Annotated in this window: 15 protein-coding genes, 1 pseudogene and 1 riboswitch; of the genes and pseudogenes, 14 read left to right on the forward strand and 2 right to left on the reverse strand. The window is 51.8% G+C overall.

Annotated features, from left to right (window positions below; translation table 11 throughout):
• Positions 1–112: 112 nt before the first annotated feature.
• Positions 113–224, forward strand: a riboswitch (TPP riboswitch).
• Positions 223–474, reverse strand: a pseudogene (locus DWZ56_RS23860) (DUF6783 domain-containing protein); the annotation flags it as partial. It overlaps the preceding riboswitch by 2 nt.
• A 67-nt stretch (positions 475–541) precedes the next feature.
• Here DWZ56_RS23860 and thiC point away from each other — a divergent pair.
• The 14 genes from thiC to phoU all read left to right on the forward strand — a co-directional run bounded on the left by thiC (position 542) and on the right by phoU (position 13,523).
• Positions 542–1,849, forward strand: coding sequence for a phosphomethylpyrimidine synthase ThiC (gene thiC, locus DWZ56_RS18810; RefSeq protein WP_118558150.1), 1,308 nt, complete (start codon positions 542–544; stop codon positions 1,847–1,849).
• Positions 1,850–1,922: 73 nt separating this feature from the next.
• Complete coding sequence (thiW, locus tag DWZ56_RS18815; RefSeq protein WP_243095368.1) at positions 1,923–2,441, forward strand: energy coupling factor transporter S component ThiW; 519 nt, start codon at positions 1,923–1,925, stop codon at positions 2,439–2,441.
• On the forward strand, positions 2,438–3,223 hold the full coding sequence (thiD, locus tag DWZ56_RS18820) for a bifunctional hydroxymethylpyrimidine kinase/phosphomethylpyrimidine kinase (protein WP_118558152.1): 786 nt from the start codon (positions 2,438–2,440) through the stop codon (positions 3,221–3,223). Before thiW ends, thiD begins: the two co-directional genes overlap by 4 nt.
• Positions 3,220–4,101, forward strand: coding sequence for a hydroxyethylthiazole kinase (locus DWZ56_RS18825; RefSeq protein ID WP_158584660.1), 882 nt, complete (start codon positions 3,220–3,222; stop codon positions 4,099–4,101). The genes thiD and DWZ56_RS18825 overlap by 4 nt, the downstream gene beginning before the upstream one ends.
• Positions 4,098–4,715 carry a thiamine phosphate synthase gene (gene thiE / locus DWZ56_RS18830; RefSeq protein ID WP_118558154.1) on the forward strand — a complete coding sequence of 206 codons (618 nt, stop codon included), beginning with the start codon at positions 4,098–4,100 and terminating at the stop codon, positions 4,713–4,715. Before DWZ56_RS18825 ends, thiE begins: the two co-directional genes overlap by 4 nt.
• Before the next feature lie 278 nt (positions 4,716–4,993).
• Positions 4,994–6,391 (forward strand): VanZ family protein, encoded by a 1,398-nt coding sequence (locus DWZ56_RS18835; protein WP_118558155.1) that lies wholly within the window; start codon positions 4,994–4,996, stop codon positions 6,389–6,391.
• A gap of 30 nt (positions 6,392–6,421) precedes the next feature.
• Positions 6,422–7,057 carry a pentapeptide repeat-containing protein gene (locus DWZ56_RS18840; RefSeq protein ID WP_118558156.1) on the forward strand — a complete coding sequence of 212 codons (636 nt, stop codon included), beginning with the start codon at positions 6,422–6,424 and terminating at the stop codon, positions 7,055–7,057.
• Positions 7,058–7,153: 96 nt separating this feature from the next.
• Positions 7,154–8,515, forward strand: a complete 1,362-nt coding sequence (locus DWZ56_RS18845; protein ID WP_118558157.1) for an ATP-binding protein — start codon at positions 7,154–7,156, stop codon at positions 8,513–8,515.
• Positions 8,499–9,203 carry a hypothetical protein gene (locus DWZ56_RS18850; protein ID WP_118558158.1) on the forward strand — a complete coding sequence of 235 codons (705 nt, stop codon included), beginning with the start codon at positions 8,499–8,501 and terminating at the stop codon, positions 9,201–9,203. The genes DWZ56_RS18845 and DWZ56_RS18850 overlap by 17 nt, the downstream gene beginning before the upstream one ends.
• Before the next feature lie 114 nt (positions 9,204–9,317).
• Positions 9,318–10,007, forward strand: coding sequence for a hypothetical protein (locus DWZ56_RS18855; RefSeq protein ID WP_147369453.1), 690 nt, complete (start codon positions 9,318–9,320; stop codon positions 10,005–10,007).
• 192 nt (positions 10,008–10,199) lie between these two features.
• On the forward strand, positions 10,200–11,138 hold the full coding sequence (gene pstC / locus DWZ56_RS18860) for a phosphate ABC transporter permease subunit PstC (RefSeq protein WP_118558160.1): 939 nt from the start codon (positions 10,200–10,202) through the stop codon (positions 11,136–11,138).
• On the forward strand, positions 11,131–12,027 hold the full coding sequence (gene pstA / locus DWZ56_RS18865; RefSeq protein ID WP_243095370.1) for a phosphate ABC transporter permease PstA: 897 nt from the start codon (positions 11,131–11,133) through the stop codon (positions 12,025–12,027). The genes pstC and pstA overlap by 8 nt, the downstream gene beginning before the upstream one ends.
• A gap of 4 nt (positions 12,028–12,031) precedes the next feature.
• Positions 12,032–12,790, forward strand: coding sequence for a phosphate ABC transporter ATP-binding protein PstB (gene pstB / locus DWZ56_RS18870; RefSeq protein WP_118558162.1), 759 nt, complete (start codon positions 12,032–12,034; stop codon positions 12,788–12,790).
• A gap of 67 nt (positions 12,791–12,857) precedes the next feature.
• Positions 12,858–13,523 carry a phosphate signaling complex protein PhoU gene (phoU, locus tag DWZ56_RS18875; RefSeq protein ID WP_118558163.1) on the forward strand — a complete coding sequence of 222 codons (666 nt, stop codon included), beginning with the start codon at positions 12,858–12,860 and terminating at the stop codon, positions 13,521–13,523.
• Positions 13,524–13,614: 91 nt separating this feature from the next.
• Here phoU and DWZ56_RS18880 read toward each other — a convergent pair whose 3' ends face one another.
• Positions 13,615–14,457, reverse strand: coding sequence for a CAP domain-containing protein (locus DWZ56_RS18880; RefSeq protein ID WP_118558164.1), 843 nt, complete (start codon positions 14,455–14,457; stop codon positions 13,615–13,617).
• Positions 14,458–14,524 lie beyond the last annotated feature (67 nt).

Genomic DNA, 14,524 nt, shown 5'->3' on the forward strand with positions numbered 1-14,524 from the left:
GCAAGTAAACTAGAAAATCGACAAGATTTGTCATTGGAATTTGGTGAAATCACAGAAAATAATCGGGAACATGCGCACTTGACAGAAAGGCAGAAATAAACTATACTGATCACGTAAAAATCTGGGGAGCTTGCCATTTAAGCAGGCTGAGAGGAAACGTTAGCCGTTTCGACCCATAACCTGATGCGGATAATGCCGACGTAGGAAGATTGCAGCAGAAGCTTATTTTTTGTGAAATCTTGTGAGAGGATATATCCGGCCGGATGTATGCTCTTTTTTTGTTTGGCAGATAAGGATGTCTTTCTGAACAAACGCTCCACGAAGAATACTGCGGCCCTTCTCTTTAGCCGTGCATGCTCCGTATCCGCAGATCCGCCGTCCTCTATCCGCCGTTTTTTTTTCGACAGACGGCCGGGACATGGTAGAGCGTGTTTTGAAATTCATTTCCGCAATCTGCACGCCCCACATTGCGGTATATTACGGAAAGCAATTTTCAAACACGCTCTAGCGCAGGTACGGCCGCACAGGAGAAAGGAAGGGTATGGAATATAAGACACAGATGGAAGCTGCCAGAAAGGGTATTCTGACAGCGCAGATGAAAAAGGTTGCTTTAAAGGAGGCTTATGAGCCGGAAGAGCTTCGTAAGCTGGTAGCTTGTGGTAAGGTGGCAATTCCCTGCAACATACGCCACAAATGCTTAAGTCCCAACGGAATCGGCTCCATGCTAAAGACAAAGATCAATGTAAATCTGGGCATATCGCGGGACTGCAGGGATTTGGATGCGGAATATGAGAAAGTGGAGGCCGCGGTAGCGATGGGCGCGGAATCCATCATGGACTTAAGCAATTTTGGGAGAACCAGGGATTTTCGAACTAAGCTCATAAAAGAATGCCCGGCGATCATCGGAACGGTGCCGGTCTATGACGCCGTGGTCTATTATCACAAGGCGCTGAAAGAAATCACCGCCAGGGAGTGGCTGGATGCTGCGCGGATGCATGCGGAGGACGGGGTGGATTTCATGACGATCCACTGCGGTTTGAACCGGTCGCTTGCCCAGCGCTTTAAGGAGAACCGGAGGCTGACCAACATTGTATCCAGAGGCGGCTCCATGCTGTTTGCCTGGATGGAAATGACCGGAAATGAAAATCCCTTTTATGAGTATTATGATGAACTGCTTGCCATCTGCCGGGAATATGACGTGACATTAAGCCTGGGGGATGCCTGCCGGCCGGGATGCATCGCGGATGCCACCGATGCGGTCCAGGTGGAAGAACTGATCACTTTGGGTAAACTCACGAAAAGGGCATGGGAGAAGGATGTACAGGTGATCATTGAAGGGCCGGGACACATGCCTTTAGATCAGATTGAAGCCAATATGAAGCTGCAGCAGTCAGTCTGCCACGGGGCTCCCTTTTATGTGCTGGGGCCGCTGGTAACCGATGTGGCGCCCGGATACGATCATATCACAGCGGCGATCGGCGGAGCCATGGCCGCAGCCAGCGGGGCAGCATTTTTATGCTATGTAACGCCGGCCGAGCATCTTAGGCTGCCGGATTTAAACGATATGAAGGAGGGGATCATCGCGTCACGCATCGCCGCCCATGCGGCGGATATCGCTAAAGGAGTGAAGGGCGCGGCGGATTGGGATCATGAGATGAGCCTGGCCAGAAAGAATCTGGACTGGGACGGCATGTTCCGGCTGTGCATTGATCCGGACAAAGCGAAAGCATATCGGGCGTCATCCCGTCCGGAGAAAGAGGATACCTGCACCATGTGCGGAAACATGTGCGCATTAAAGAATATGAACAGAATACTGGACGGCGAAACCGTCAGCATCTTTGATGAGTGAAAAAATAGGCAGCACACTGAAGTGTGCATATGTCATCAGCCTTCAGCTGGTGACAGGAAAAGGAGAAAAAGATATGAACAGACTGAATCTGAAAAAACTGGCGGCCGCCGGGATGCTTACCGCCATTGCGGTGGTATTATCTTCGATTTCCATTCCTGTGGGAGCTTCCAGATGCTATCCGGTCCAGCATCTGATCAATGTGATGGCAGGGGTATTTCTGGGACCGCTCTACGGAGTTTCCATGGCATTTTGTACCTCGCTGATCCGAAACCTGATGGGCACCGGCAGCCTGCTGGCTTTTCCAGGAAGCATGGTGGGCGCTTTTCTGTGCGGCATGCTGTATAAAAAGACGGGGCACTTAAGCCTGGCGTATCTGGGAGAAATACTCGGCACAGGAGTGCTCGGGGCCCTTCTGTGTTATCCTGTCGCCGTGTTCTTTATGGGGAAGGAAACCGCGGTATTCGCCTATGTGATTCCGTTTTTGATGAGCACGGCCGCTGGGACCTGCATAGCGGCAGTGCTGACAGGAGCGCTGAACAGATCCGGCGCCATGGACTATATGAAACGTGCGCTTGAGGTGCACGCCGTATGAAACGGGCGCTTAGCATAGCCGGTTCCGACTGCAGCGGAGGAGCCGGCATACAGGCGGATTTAAAGACGTTTCTGTCCTGCGGAGTCTACGGCATGAGCGTTCTGACCGCCGTGACTGCGCAGAACACTGTGCATGCGGGCAGTATACTGTTGGTACCGGCAGAGCTGGTTGCCGAGCAGCTGGACGCTGTGTTTCAGGATATCGGAGCGGACTGTGTTAAGATTGGAATGCCGGGAACGGCCGGGACCGTCCGTGCCATCAGCGAAAAGCTTAACCTATACCGTGCGTGCAATGTGGTGGTGGATACGCCGGTCTGCGCCAGCACCGGGCGGATTCTCGCAGAGCCGTCCGCTGTTTTGGCGGTCAGGGAATATCTGTTTCCGCTGGCGGATCTGATCACACCCAACCTCTCGGAGGCCGGGCTGTTTACCGGCCGGCCCGTGGAGAAGAAGGCGGATATGGTAAGAGCGGCCGAAGAGCTAAAGAAGCTGGTGAAGGGTGCGGTGCTGGTAAAAGGCGGGCATCTGCCGGACTGTGCGGACGATCTGCTGTTTGACGGGGAGAATATGCTGTGGCTTGCCGGCGTGCGCTATGAAAATCCAAATACCCATGGCAGCGGATGCACGCTGTCCGCAGCGGCCGCCGCAGGAATGGCAAAAGGATTGTATGTCCGGGAAGCGGCAGAGGAAGCCAAGCGTTATATCACGGGAGCGATTGAAAGCGGTTTAAACCTTGGAAGAGGCTGCGGTCCGCTGAATCACGGATGGAGGATGAAGCTATGAGCGGGATCGGAGAAAGGGCCGTTTCTGCGGCAGCAAAAGGGCTTGCGGCAATCCGGATGCGGCGGCCGCTCATCCATGTGATTCCCAACAATGTATCAGCCGCATTCATGGCGGATGTGCTGTGTGCGGTGCGGGCCAGGCCGCTGATGGCAGTTGCGCCGGATGAAATGGAGGAGATCGTGTCGGGCGCCGATGCGCTGGCGGTCAATCTGGGACAGCCGGTGCCTGAAAAGTTTGAGGCCTGTAAGAAAGCCCTGTGGGCTGCGGCCTTGACGGACACTCCGGCGGTACTGGATCCTGTGGGAGCTGGCGCTTCCTCGTACCGGCTGTTTATGGCCCTTGCACTTAAGGAGATTCCCTGGAAAGGGATCATCAAGGGGAACCGGACGGAGCACCTGGCCCTGGAGGAAAACCGCCTAAGCTATACCGGAGTGGATTGCGTGGATGATGGCGTGGATTGTATGGACGCTCCTGATAGAGCCGCAGATAGGATAAAACCCTGGAGGCCCGCCGCAAAAGAGGCCGGGGGCCGGACTCTAGTCTTCACCGGCAGGGAAGATACGGTGCTTTCCGACCGTATGGAACTCACGCTGCTTCATACAGGAGACCTTCCCTATGATCTGACCGGCACCGGCTGTGCGGCCGGCGCACTCTGCGGAGCCTTTCTGGCAGTGCTGAACGAGCCTGAATTTGCGGCGGCGGCCGCACTGTCGCTGTTAGGCCTCGCCATGGAAAAAGCGGATGGCGCTGCAGGATATGGCAGTTATCGGATCCGTCTTTTGGATATGCTGTCAGATACGGGACCGGAGGAGCTGGCAGCCTTTACGAGCCGGTGTTTGTCCTATAAAACAAAAGAACCGGAACAGGAGTTAAGATGAACCTATTGAAAAGAGACCATGACATTCTATATCTGATTGCCAGCCTGGAGGCTGGCGAAGACCGCATAAATGAGGCGCTGAAGGCGGGAGTGGATGTGATCCAGCTTCGTGAAAAAGGCATCAGTTCTGCAGAATATCTTAAACGGGCCCGACTGATCCGCAGGATGGCATCCCTGTATGATGTGACCTTCATTATAAACGACAGGGTGGATATCGCTGTCCTTTCCGATGCGGACGGCGTGCACCTGGGACGGTCCGATCTTCCGGTAAGCGAAGCCCGTAAACTGATGGGGGAACACCGCCTGATCGGAGCCACGGCCCGCACTCCGAAAGAGGCACAGAAAGCACAGGCAGACGGTGCGGATTATATTGGAAGCGGAGCCTGGTTCAGCACCCGGACAAAATCGGATGCTGTATTTCTCTCCAGAGAGACCTACGGGAAAATACGGCGAAGCCTTGTTATCCCGAGTCTTGCGGTGGGCGGAATCACCGCGGAAAACTGCAGGGAACCCATAGCGATGGGCGCGGACGGCGTGGCGGTATCCGCCGGCCTGCTTGGCGAATCGGATATTCAAAATGCTGTGCTCCTGTTCCGGGCTAATATGCAGCAGTAAACTTATTGCTCCAATTTAACATGTGCTCATTCCCGTAAGAATAAATTAATATTTTTACCTCCAACAGCGACAGGGATTTATGTTACAATGTCGTTAGACATTGTTGCGCTGATTTTCGTCTGCAAAGCAGACAACTACTCTTGAAAATCATGCGCATCCCCCGGAGGGGCATGTCAGCTTGCTGACATGCGGCAATGTCGTTAGACATTGCTGCGCTGAATAGATCTATCCTATTTAGCCCACATTAGATATAGGTATGAATATAGAGGAGGAGCGGGATGAGCCTGACTGAGATAAACGGTCTGGTGCTGCGCTGTTTTGCTACCGGTGCGGCTGTGACCCTGTTGTTAATTCCCTTCTTTTTGATCGGATATTTTTTTGTTTACCGCAGGCTGTTTGGCGGGAAAAAACGGATTGGCAGGAAGCAGGCGGCAGCCTGGATGATTCTGTGCATTTATTTTATAATGGTCCTCGGGGTGACTTTTTTTAACCGGGACGGTGAGAGCGGAGGTGGGACAAACCTGCATCTGTTCAGCTCCTACCGGAATGCCTGGAACAGCTTTACGCTGAAAAACTGGCAGTATGTCACGCTCAATATCGTCATGTTTGTACCTCTGGGCATGCTGCTTCCGGTCTGTCATAAGAATTTCAGAAAAGGTTATATGACCGTGCTGGCCGGAGCACTGTTTACCGTCGGCATTGAGTGTACACAGTTGATGACGGGCTATGGGGTATTTGAATACGATGACATTCTGAACAATCTCATCGGAACTGTTGCAGGATATGGGCTGGTTATGGCATTTATGCCTCCTGCCGGGAAACGGCGCAGGATTCTTAGATCGGCGTTGTATCTCATGCTGCCGCTGTCGGTGCTGGCGTTGTTTGCGGGGATTTTTATCAAATACAGGAGACAGCCGTTCGGAAATCTTCCCGGCGATTATATCTACCGCATGGAGGTGGACGGCGCGAGGATATTTCTCAATACGGATTTAAACGAGCAGGAAGCGGAGGTTTTCGTGTACGGCCCAAAAGAACGGTCAGAGCAGGAAGGGACAGAGGAGGCATTGCGGTTGTTTGCCCTTTTGGGAGCGCCCAAGGAGAACCCGGCATCGGTGAAGCGCCAGGACGGAAACGTGATCGTAAGGTCAGCTTCGACGGATGAGTCCCTGGAATTTTGTTTGTCGGACGGAACCTTTATATATAGGAATTCCAGTAAAACACAGGCTGGGACGGGAAATGGAGATGGGGAGTACCTTCAGGATCTCTTAAGGAAGCTCGGGATATTTGGAAGCCGCATACCGGATCCGGAACAGCGCGCGGATGGGGGATACAGCTATAAGGCTGAGGATGAGCCCGGAGGGGATGAGTTCCGTAAAGGAGATCTGGAGGTGTGGCTTAACGCGGACGGAACGATAAGAACGCTGGCAAACGGGATCACAGTCTACCGTCCGGCCGCAGAGGTCCCGATCATCAGTGAAAAAGAGGCTTTTGAACGGATGGCCGGGGGATATTTCAGAATCTATCAGGAAGGCGACCGCATATCGTCTCTGGAGGTAAACCGTGTCCGGCTGGATTACCGCAGGGATACCAAGGGGTATTACCAGCCTGTTTATCTGTTTTCCACTAGAGCAAATGAGGTTGGCACCACGGTCATGATACCGGCGCTTCGTCGTTAACTGTGTGCAGGATGACGTTAGGGGGAGCATATGATGAAGAAAATGTTAAAACCGGCCATACCGGATGGGCTGCTGGAAGGCATGCCGTTTGAGGAGGCCGCGGCGACAGAAAAGATGGAAGAATACCATTTTTGCGGCGAATATGTGGAGGAATGCAGCATCCCTTCCCTGCTTGCGGGCGCCTGCCGCTTTACCAATATGACGTTTGCGGACTGCCGGTTTGAGAAAGCATCCTTTACCGATGTGATTTTTGAAAAATGCGATCTGTCTAACAGCAATTTTACAGGGAGCTATTTTGCCCGGGTGGAATTTAAAGACTGCCGCATGATCGGAACGAATTTCAGCGAATCGTCCATGCACTATGTGAGGATGGACGGCTGCAGCGGTTCTTACCTGAATGCTTCTTATGCCATGCTTAAAAATGCCATATTTCAAAACTGCAAGCTGGATCACAGCTTTTTCCAATACGTGAAATTACAGAACCTGGAATTTGAAGGGATCGACTTCACCGGTGCCAGTTTCGCGGAAACGCCGATGAATGGGCTGGATCTTAGCAGCTGCAAGCTGGATAGGATGTCTGTGTCCATGGATAAGCTGAAAGGTCTGACGGTGACCACGGAGCAGGCGCTGGATTTTATAGCGCTGCTGGGACTGAAGCTGAAGTAGCGAAAGCTCCGCTTTTTCTCAAGGAACTGAATAGTTATAACAAAACTACAGATATTAGTAACAGTGAGCAGTAAATTTCTGTAGGAGGGCGGGTCGATGGAAGCTCCCATTATACGGATTCAGCAAATTGAGATTGAAAACCTGAAAAATGTTTCCTGGGGCAGGATCAACATGTCAAAATACGGGAAACGCCGCTTTTATGACGGTGAAAGCAGTGTCATCGGGCTCTATGGCCAGAACGGATCGGGAAAGACTGTGGCCATAGAGGCTTTTTCTATTGTGCGGACAATGCTTTTGGGTGAAGCGCTGCCTAAAAATTTTGCCCGATGCATCCGTAACGGGGAGAGCTGCGCTTCCATAAAAGTGTGTTTTTATATAGAAGAGCCTGGCGTGCAGTGCCTGGCGGACTATCAGTTCGTGTGGGAGAGGGACGGAGAAGAGAAGACCGCTTTAAAGAGTGAACGTTTATCCGCCTCTGTAGGAAAGGACGGCCAATGGAAGCCCCGGCGGGATCTGTTTTACTGTGAACGGGCTGAGGGCGGTCTCTCCTTCGCGCCCAAATACCGTTTTGAACAATATGCGAAGCGGCCGGGCGCAGGGGACCTGCTTGAGCGCGCGGCCGGCAGAGCTCTGGGATGGAACGGGACGGGCTGTGAAACCGGCAGCTGCCTGTTTTCCGGCAGCATGCAGAAGCTGCTTGGCACGGAAGCGGATGAGGAGCTCGCACAGCTGACAGAGACGCTGAAAAACTACGCGGCGGAGAAGTTTACGGTACAAAAAAGTGGATGCGGTTTTGCCATGACAGTACCGTTTTCGGACTCGAATGTTTCATTGGACCTTTATGGTGTAAACATGCTCCCGCAGGCACAGGCGAAGGCTCTAACAGAGGCGGTGAAGGCTTTGGATACCGTGATGCAGTCGCTGGTTCCGGGCATCGGCCTTAGACTGCATACGGTATCTAGCGGCGGGAAAGAAAGCGAAGGGATGAGAGAGTGCCGGCTGGAGACTGTGAGAGAAGGAAGTCCCATACCGATGGCCCAGGAATCGGCGGGGATTTGTAAGATGATCACCCTGATCCTGATGTTTGCGGCCTGTTATCACGATCCGTCCTGCTGTGCGGTGATCGATGAGCTGGACTGCGGCATTTACGAATATCTGCTTGGAGAACTTCTGGTGCTCATGAAAAACGACGCGAAAGGTCAGCTGTTTTTCACCTCCCACAATCTGCGCCCGTTGGAGGTGCTGGAAAACGATTCCCTCACTTTTACCACCGCCAATCCAAAGAACCGTTATCTGCGCCCTTTTTCCGTGAAAAATACCAGAAATACCAGGCTCTGTTATTTGAGAGCGGTGGTGCTTGGCGGCAAGCAGGAAAATCTGTATGAGGAGACCAGCCTGTATGATATCAGCGCTGCGCTGCGCAGGATCCGGAGGGCCTTTGATGGAACGGAAAGCTGAAAAGAAGATACTTCTGTTTCTGGTGGAGGGGCTGACGGATATGCAGGCGTTAAGCCTGCCGGTTTCCCATATTTTCAGAGACTACAATGTGCGATTCCAGGTGATTCGGACGGATGTGACCAGCGATGAGAGCGTGACGCCCAAGACAATTGAAAAAGAACTGACGGGACGGGTGGACAGATTCCTGGCTGAATACCCGTTTGTCCGCAAGGGGGACATCGGGCGGATCATCCAGCTCATAGATACGGACGGCGCATTTGTCGGGCCGCAGTATATCAAACAGGCCGGTGACAGGAGAACTGCCTATTCGGAAGAGGAGATTCTGGCTAAGGATAAGGAACGCCTGCTCCTTAGAAATATGCGCAAACGCACGATCGTCTACAAGCTGGTGCACACGCAGGCGCTAAAGAGCACCATACCCTATGAAGTATATTATTTTTCCAGAAATATGGAACATGTGCTGCAAAAAGATGCATCCGACCGCCTCACCAAGCAGGAGAAGGAAGCCTATGCCTTCTCTTTTGCCGACCGTTATGACGGAAATGAGCAGGGGTTTTTAAGTCTGCTTGGATCGGACGAGCTGAATGTGCCGGGCACTTATGAGGAAACCTGGCATTTTATCATGGAGGGAACCGCCTCCTTAAGGAGATATTCGAATTTTTACCATCTGTTCCGGCAATTGCTTTAAAATATGCTTGTCCCTTTTCCCACGTTTGTGTATAATTAGATGCAGCGGGCTTATAAGCTCTTAGCCAATAAGATTAAGCCGCACAAGCGGCAGAGATTTGAAAGGATGAACATAGTGAAAAAAAACAGATGGAAAAAATGGGCTGCGGTCTTATCAGCCGCTGCCATTGCAGTTACTCTTACCGCATGTATGCCCAACATGATGGGGATGCAGAACAACAAAGAACCTGAATCTCTGGCTTTGGATAAAAACGCGCTGCAGGAGATGGATCTGAATGCGTTCTATTCAGAGGAAAACGGCTATTCTTTTCATGGGGTGAAATGGCACAGCACACCGGATGAGGTGGAGAAACAGCTGGGATATCCCATGGGAGAGCCGGTTGACCTGAAAAATTCCAGCATCACCTGCTACCGCCCGGAAGCAGCGGCGGAGCTGATTTTAGGACGGGTCTGTTCGGTTGTGGAGCTGGCGTTTAATGAAGAGGACAAGCTCTATAATGTCAGCTTTCAGTACAGCGCCGGGCACGATATGGATTCCGCTGGCCTGGATGCGTTTGTTACGGAGCTGGTAGCGGAGTTTGAGAAGCTTTACGGAGAATATACGGTAGCTTCGGAGACTTCGCAGCTGCCGACGGTGGAGATGCATTCCACCACTTATAAATGGGAACTGCCCATCGGAAACGATATGTATTCCAGCCTTCAGGTAGCGTTTGCCAATACCACAACGGAGGACACGGATATTGTGGTGGTCGGCGTGGTTGGTTATACCGCCGAGGAACGCGCCAAGGAAATGGACAAAGAATAATAATGGAATAAAAACTGACTGCAGTAGAAATGGTGCCGCCGGGCTGTGATTTTGAAATTCACAGCCCGGCGGCTTTTTTACCCGGATTTTACAAAGTTTTGACATTACCATGCTGTTTTCATACTCTGATTCATGTTATTTTCATTTCGTAGAGATGAGAGAATGATGACGATATGAAGGAGAGGAGAACGCATGGAAGAAAATAAGAGTTTTTCCATCGCAGGAAGCCACAAAACAAAATCGGCGGTGGAGAAGACCGCACAGGCTGTGTTTGTGGTCTGCGGCTTTGCCGCCGTACTGGCTGTGGCTTCTATCACACTGTATATGATTATCAGTGGTGCGCCGGCACTGTTTGAGGTGGGCCCGCTTGAGATTCTGTTCGGCCATGTCTGGAAACCTGCGGCGGCCGACCCGAGCTATGGCATACTTTATGTAATACTCACATCCATTGTGGGCACTTCACTCGCCTTACTGATCGGCGTGCCCATCGGCGTGGGAACGGCTATATTTCTGGCGGAAACCGGCCCCAAGATGCTTGTTAGGATCGTGAAGCCCGCGGTGGAACTGCTGGCGGGAATTCCCTCGGTGATATATGGCCTTCTGGGCCTGCTGATCTTAAATCCGTTTATGTATAAACTGGAACTGGCAGTCTTTAAAGACTCCGCCACCCATCAGTTTACAGGAGGCGCAAATCTGATTTCCGCCGTGCTGGTGCTGGCGGTCATGATACTGCCCACCGTGATCAATATCAGTGAATCCGCTATCAGAGCGGTTCCGCAGCATTATAAACAGACATCGCTGGCCATGGGAGCCACCCATATGCAGACTATTTTTAAGGTGATTCTGCCGGCCGCCAAATCGGGGATCGTCACGGCGATCGTTTTGGGAGTGGGCAGGGCCATCGGAGAAGCTATGGCAATCAGCCTGGTAGCCGGAAGTTCCGTGAATCTGCCGCTGCCGTTTAATTCCGTGCGTTTCCTGACCACCGCGCTTGTGAGCGAGATGGCTTATTCCTCGGGAACCCATAAGAAAGTGCTGTTTACGATCGGACTGGTGCTGTTTGTGTTTATCATCGTGATCAACCTGGTGCTGACCAAGGTGCTGAAAAAGGAGGATGCCGCAAATGACTGACACTTGTACATACAGTATCTGCCAGAAGAAGAGAAGGCCGGCAGACGACCTGCAGAAGGCATTGATCTATCTGGCGGCGGCTTTTTCCATCTTTATTCTGGCGGGCATCATGATCTATGTATTTTACCGGGGGATTACCTCCATCAGCATATCCTTCCTTACCACTGCTCCCAGCGCGCTGAACAATACCTTCGGCATTTTAGGCAACATTATCAATACACTGTATATCGTGGTGATTACGCTGCTCATCGCTACGCCCATCGGAGTCGGGTCAGCGATTTACCTCAATGAATATGCAAAACCGGGACGGATCGTCCGGCTGATTGAATTTACGACCGAGACGTTAGCGGGCATCCCATCCATCATATTCGGCCTGTTCGGCTATGTATTCTTCGGCACGACACTGAAGCTGGGATATTCCATTCTGACCGGTGCGCTGACGCTTTCACTCATGGTGCTTCCGCTGATCACCAGAAATACGCAGGAAGCTCTGAAAACCGTGCCCTTAAGTTACCGGAGCGGTGCGCTTAGCATCGGGGCGACCAAGTGGTACATGATACGTACAATTCTGCTTCCCAGCGCCATGCCCGGCATCATCACCGGAATCATACTGGCTGTGGGGCGGATCGTCGGCGAGTCGGCAGCACTTTTATTTACCGCTGGCAGCGGATACCTGCTTCCCAATCTGTCAAACGGAGCCGGAGCGCTGATAAGCAAGATCATGGAACCGGGCGGAACGCTGACGATACAGATGTATCTGTGCATGTCCAAGGCACAGTATGATTATGCCTTTGCTATCGCGCTGGTGCTGCTTGTTATCGTACTGAGCATTAATTTTTTGACCAAATACCTGTCGCATAAATTTGATGTTAACAGGGAGAAGAGGTGAACACATGTTAAGAGATAAAATAGTGACAAAGGATCTGGATCTGTATTACGGAAACAACCATGCCTTAAAAAAGGTGACCATGAGCATGAAGGAAAATGCGATCACAGCGTTTATCGGTCCGTCGGGATGCGGCAAGTCCACATTCCTTAAAACACTGAACCGGATGAATGACCTGGTTGAGAATGTGAGCATAAAGGGAACCGTATTGCTGGACGGCGAAAACATATACGATCCGAAGGTGGATACCACGCTGCTTAGAAAGAAAGTGGGCATGGTATTCCAGCAGCCCAACCCGTTTCCGATGAGCATTTATGACAATGTGGCCTACGGTCCGAGGATCCACGGGATCAGGAATAAGGCCAGGCTGGACGAAATCGTGGAAACGAGCCTGAAAGGCGCGGCGCTGTGGGATGAGGTGGGAGACCGCCTGAAAAAATCAGGCTTGAGCCTGTCCGGCGGCCAGCAGCAGAGGCTCTGTATCGCAAGGGCGCTGGCCGTGGAACCGGAAGTGCTTCTGATGGATGAGCCCACTTCTGCGCTGGATCCGATCTCCACTCTCAAGATTGAGGATCTGATGGAGGAACTTAAGAAAAAATATACGGTGGTCATTGTTACGCACAATATGCAGCAGGCTGCCAGAATATCGGATTATACCGCATTTTTCCTGGTGGGGGAGGTGGTGGAATTCGCGCCTGCCAATCAGATGTTTTCCGATCCTAAGGATAAGCGGACTGAGGATTATATCACGGGAAGATTCGGATGAGTACTGCGGCCGGCGCCGCGGCCCAAAGCATAATAATCTAATTTTGCGGCGCAGAAATGAGGAAATGATGACAGCGAGAATTACGTTTGAGCATGAGCTTCAAGTCCTGCATAATGATCTTAAGAAGATGGGAATCATGATCGAAGGCGCCATAGACTGCTGCATGGAGGCCTTTGAAAACCAGGATGAGGTTCTGGCAAGAGAAGTGATAGCAGGTGACCGCATGATCAACGACATGGAAAAGACGATCGAAACCGAATGCCTGTCCCTGATTTTAAAGCAGCAGCCGGTGGCCAGGGACCTGAGGGCCGTTTCCACGGCGCTGAAGGTGGTTACGGATATGGAGAGAATCGGTGACCATGCGGCGGATATTGCCGACCTGATCCAGAGGATGAAGGGAAAACCGCCTGTTTACCGCCTGGTGCAGCATATCCCGGAGATGGCCAGGGTGGCAAAGCAGATGGTAAAGGAGGCTTTGGAGGCGTTTGTAACGGGTGATATAGATGCTGCGAAGGATATCATCCCCAGGGATGATGTGGTGGATGAACTGTTTAATAATGTGAAACTGGAAGTGGTTCATCTGCTGCAGGATAGCAGTGAGCATGCGGATGAATGCGTGGATGTGCTGATGATCGCAAAATATATGGAAAGAATCGGCGATCACGCCGTGAACATCTGTGAATGGACAGAATTCGGTAAGACTGGCGTGCTGCAGGATGTGCGTATTTTGTAACTGCGCCGGTGAAAAGATGTAAAAAAGACACGCCGTACCTCCGGTTGAACCGGCAGTACGCGTGTCTTTTCTGGTGAGAGATATAACAAGTTTATCGGATAAATAACTGAACCCAGTAGGGAGTGCCTGAAGGGCTCTGCACATAGGCCACACCGATGGAACTGAAATTGCTGTTTAAGATATTTGCGCGGTGTCCCTGGCTGTTCATCCAGGCATTCATAACCTGCTTAGGCGTTCTCTGTCCCCAGGCGATGTTTTCACCGGCGCTTCTGAAAGAGATGCCATTATCCTTCAGAACGGTGCTGAAGCTGGTGCCGTTAGGACGGGTATGAGAGAAGCTCGTCTGGATTTCCTGCGCGCGCACCATGGCAGCAGAAGAGACCTCTTTGTTAAAGGCGAGTTCAGAGAGCCCGGCGTTTTTACGCTGTTCATTCACAAGGCTCACGACCTGCTCCGCATAAGAAAGGTTTTCATTCTGATCCGGCGCCGGAGTGGTTTCCTGCTCAGGTGTTTCCGGCTGATTCTGGTCCGGAACGGTCGGTATATCCGGAAGCGTCGGGAGATCAGGCACGGAAGGATTCGTTGGCTTTTCTTCCGGGATCACAGGCTTATCGGAATCGGGGGCTTCTGTTTCCGGCTGATTCTGTTCAGGCGTTTCCGGTGTATTGCTGCTCGGCGGTTTCGGCACAGAAGGCTTGTTGCCGGGTTTGATAATGATCGCACAATTCTTATCGTTTTCGACTTCCAGACCGAGAGCTTCCAGTTTTTCTTTCACAGCTTTGGTCAGTTCTGCCTTATTCTGCCAGACAGTCACTTTGCAGTTATCATCGCGCAGCTGTGAAGCAGTCTGCTGTGCGCCGTTTCCATTTGCTGAAAACGGGGTGAATGAGATTGCAGCTACAGCGGCAAGCGTCAGTATAGGTAATCGAGTCATAAAAAACCTCCTTCATATGTTACAAATTAATTATGTAAATGTTACATAATTGTTACGTTTGATATCT

The sequence above is a fragment of the Lachnotalea sp. AF33-28 genome, assembly GCF_003477885.1.
GTDB lineage: Bacteria > Bacillota > Clostridia > Lachnospirales > Lachnospiraceae > AF33-28.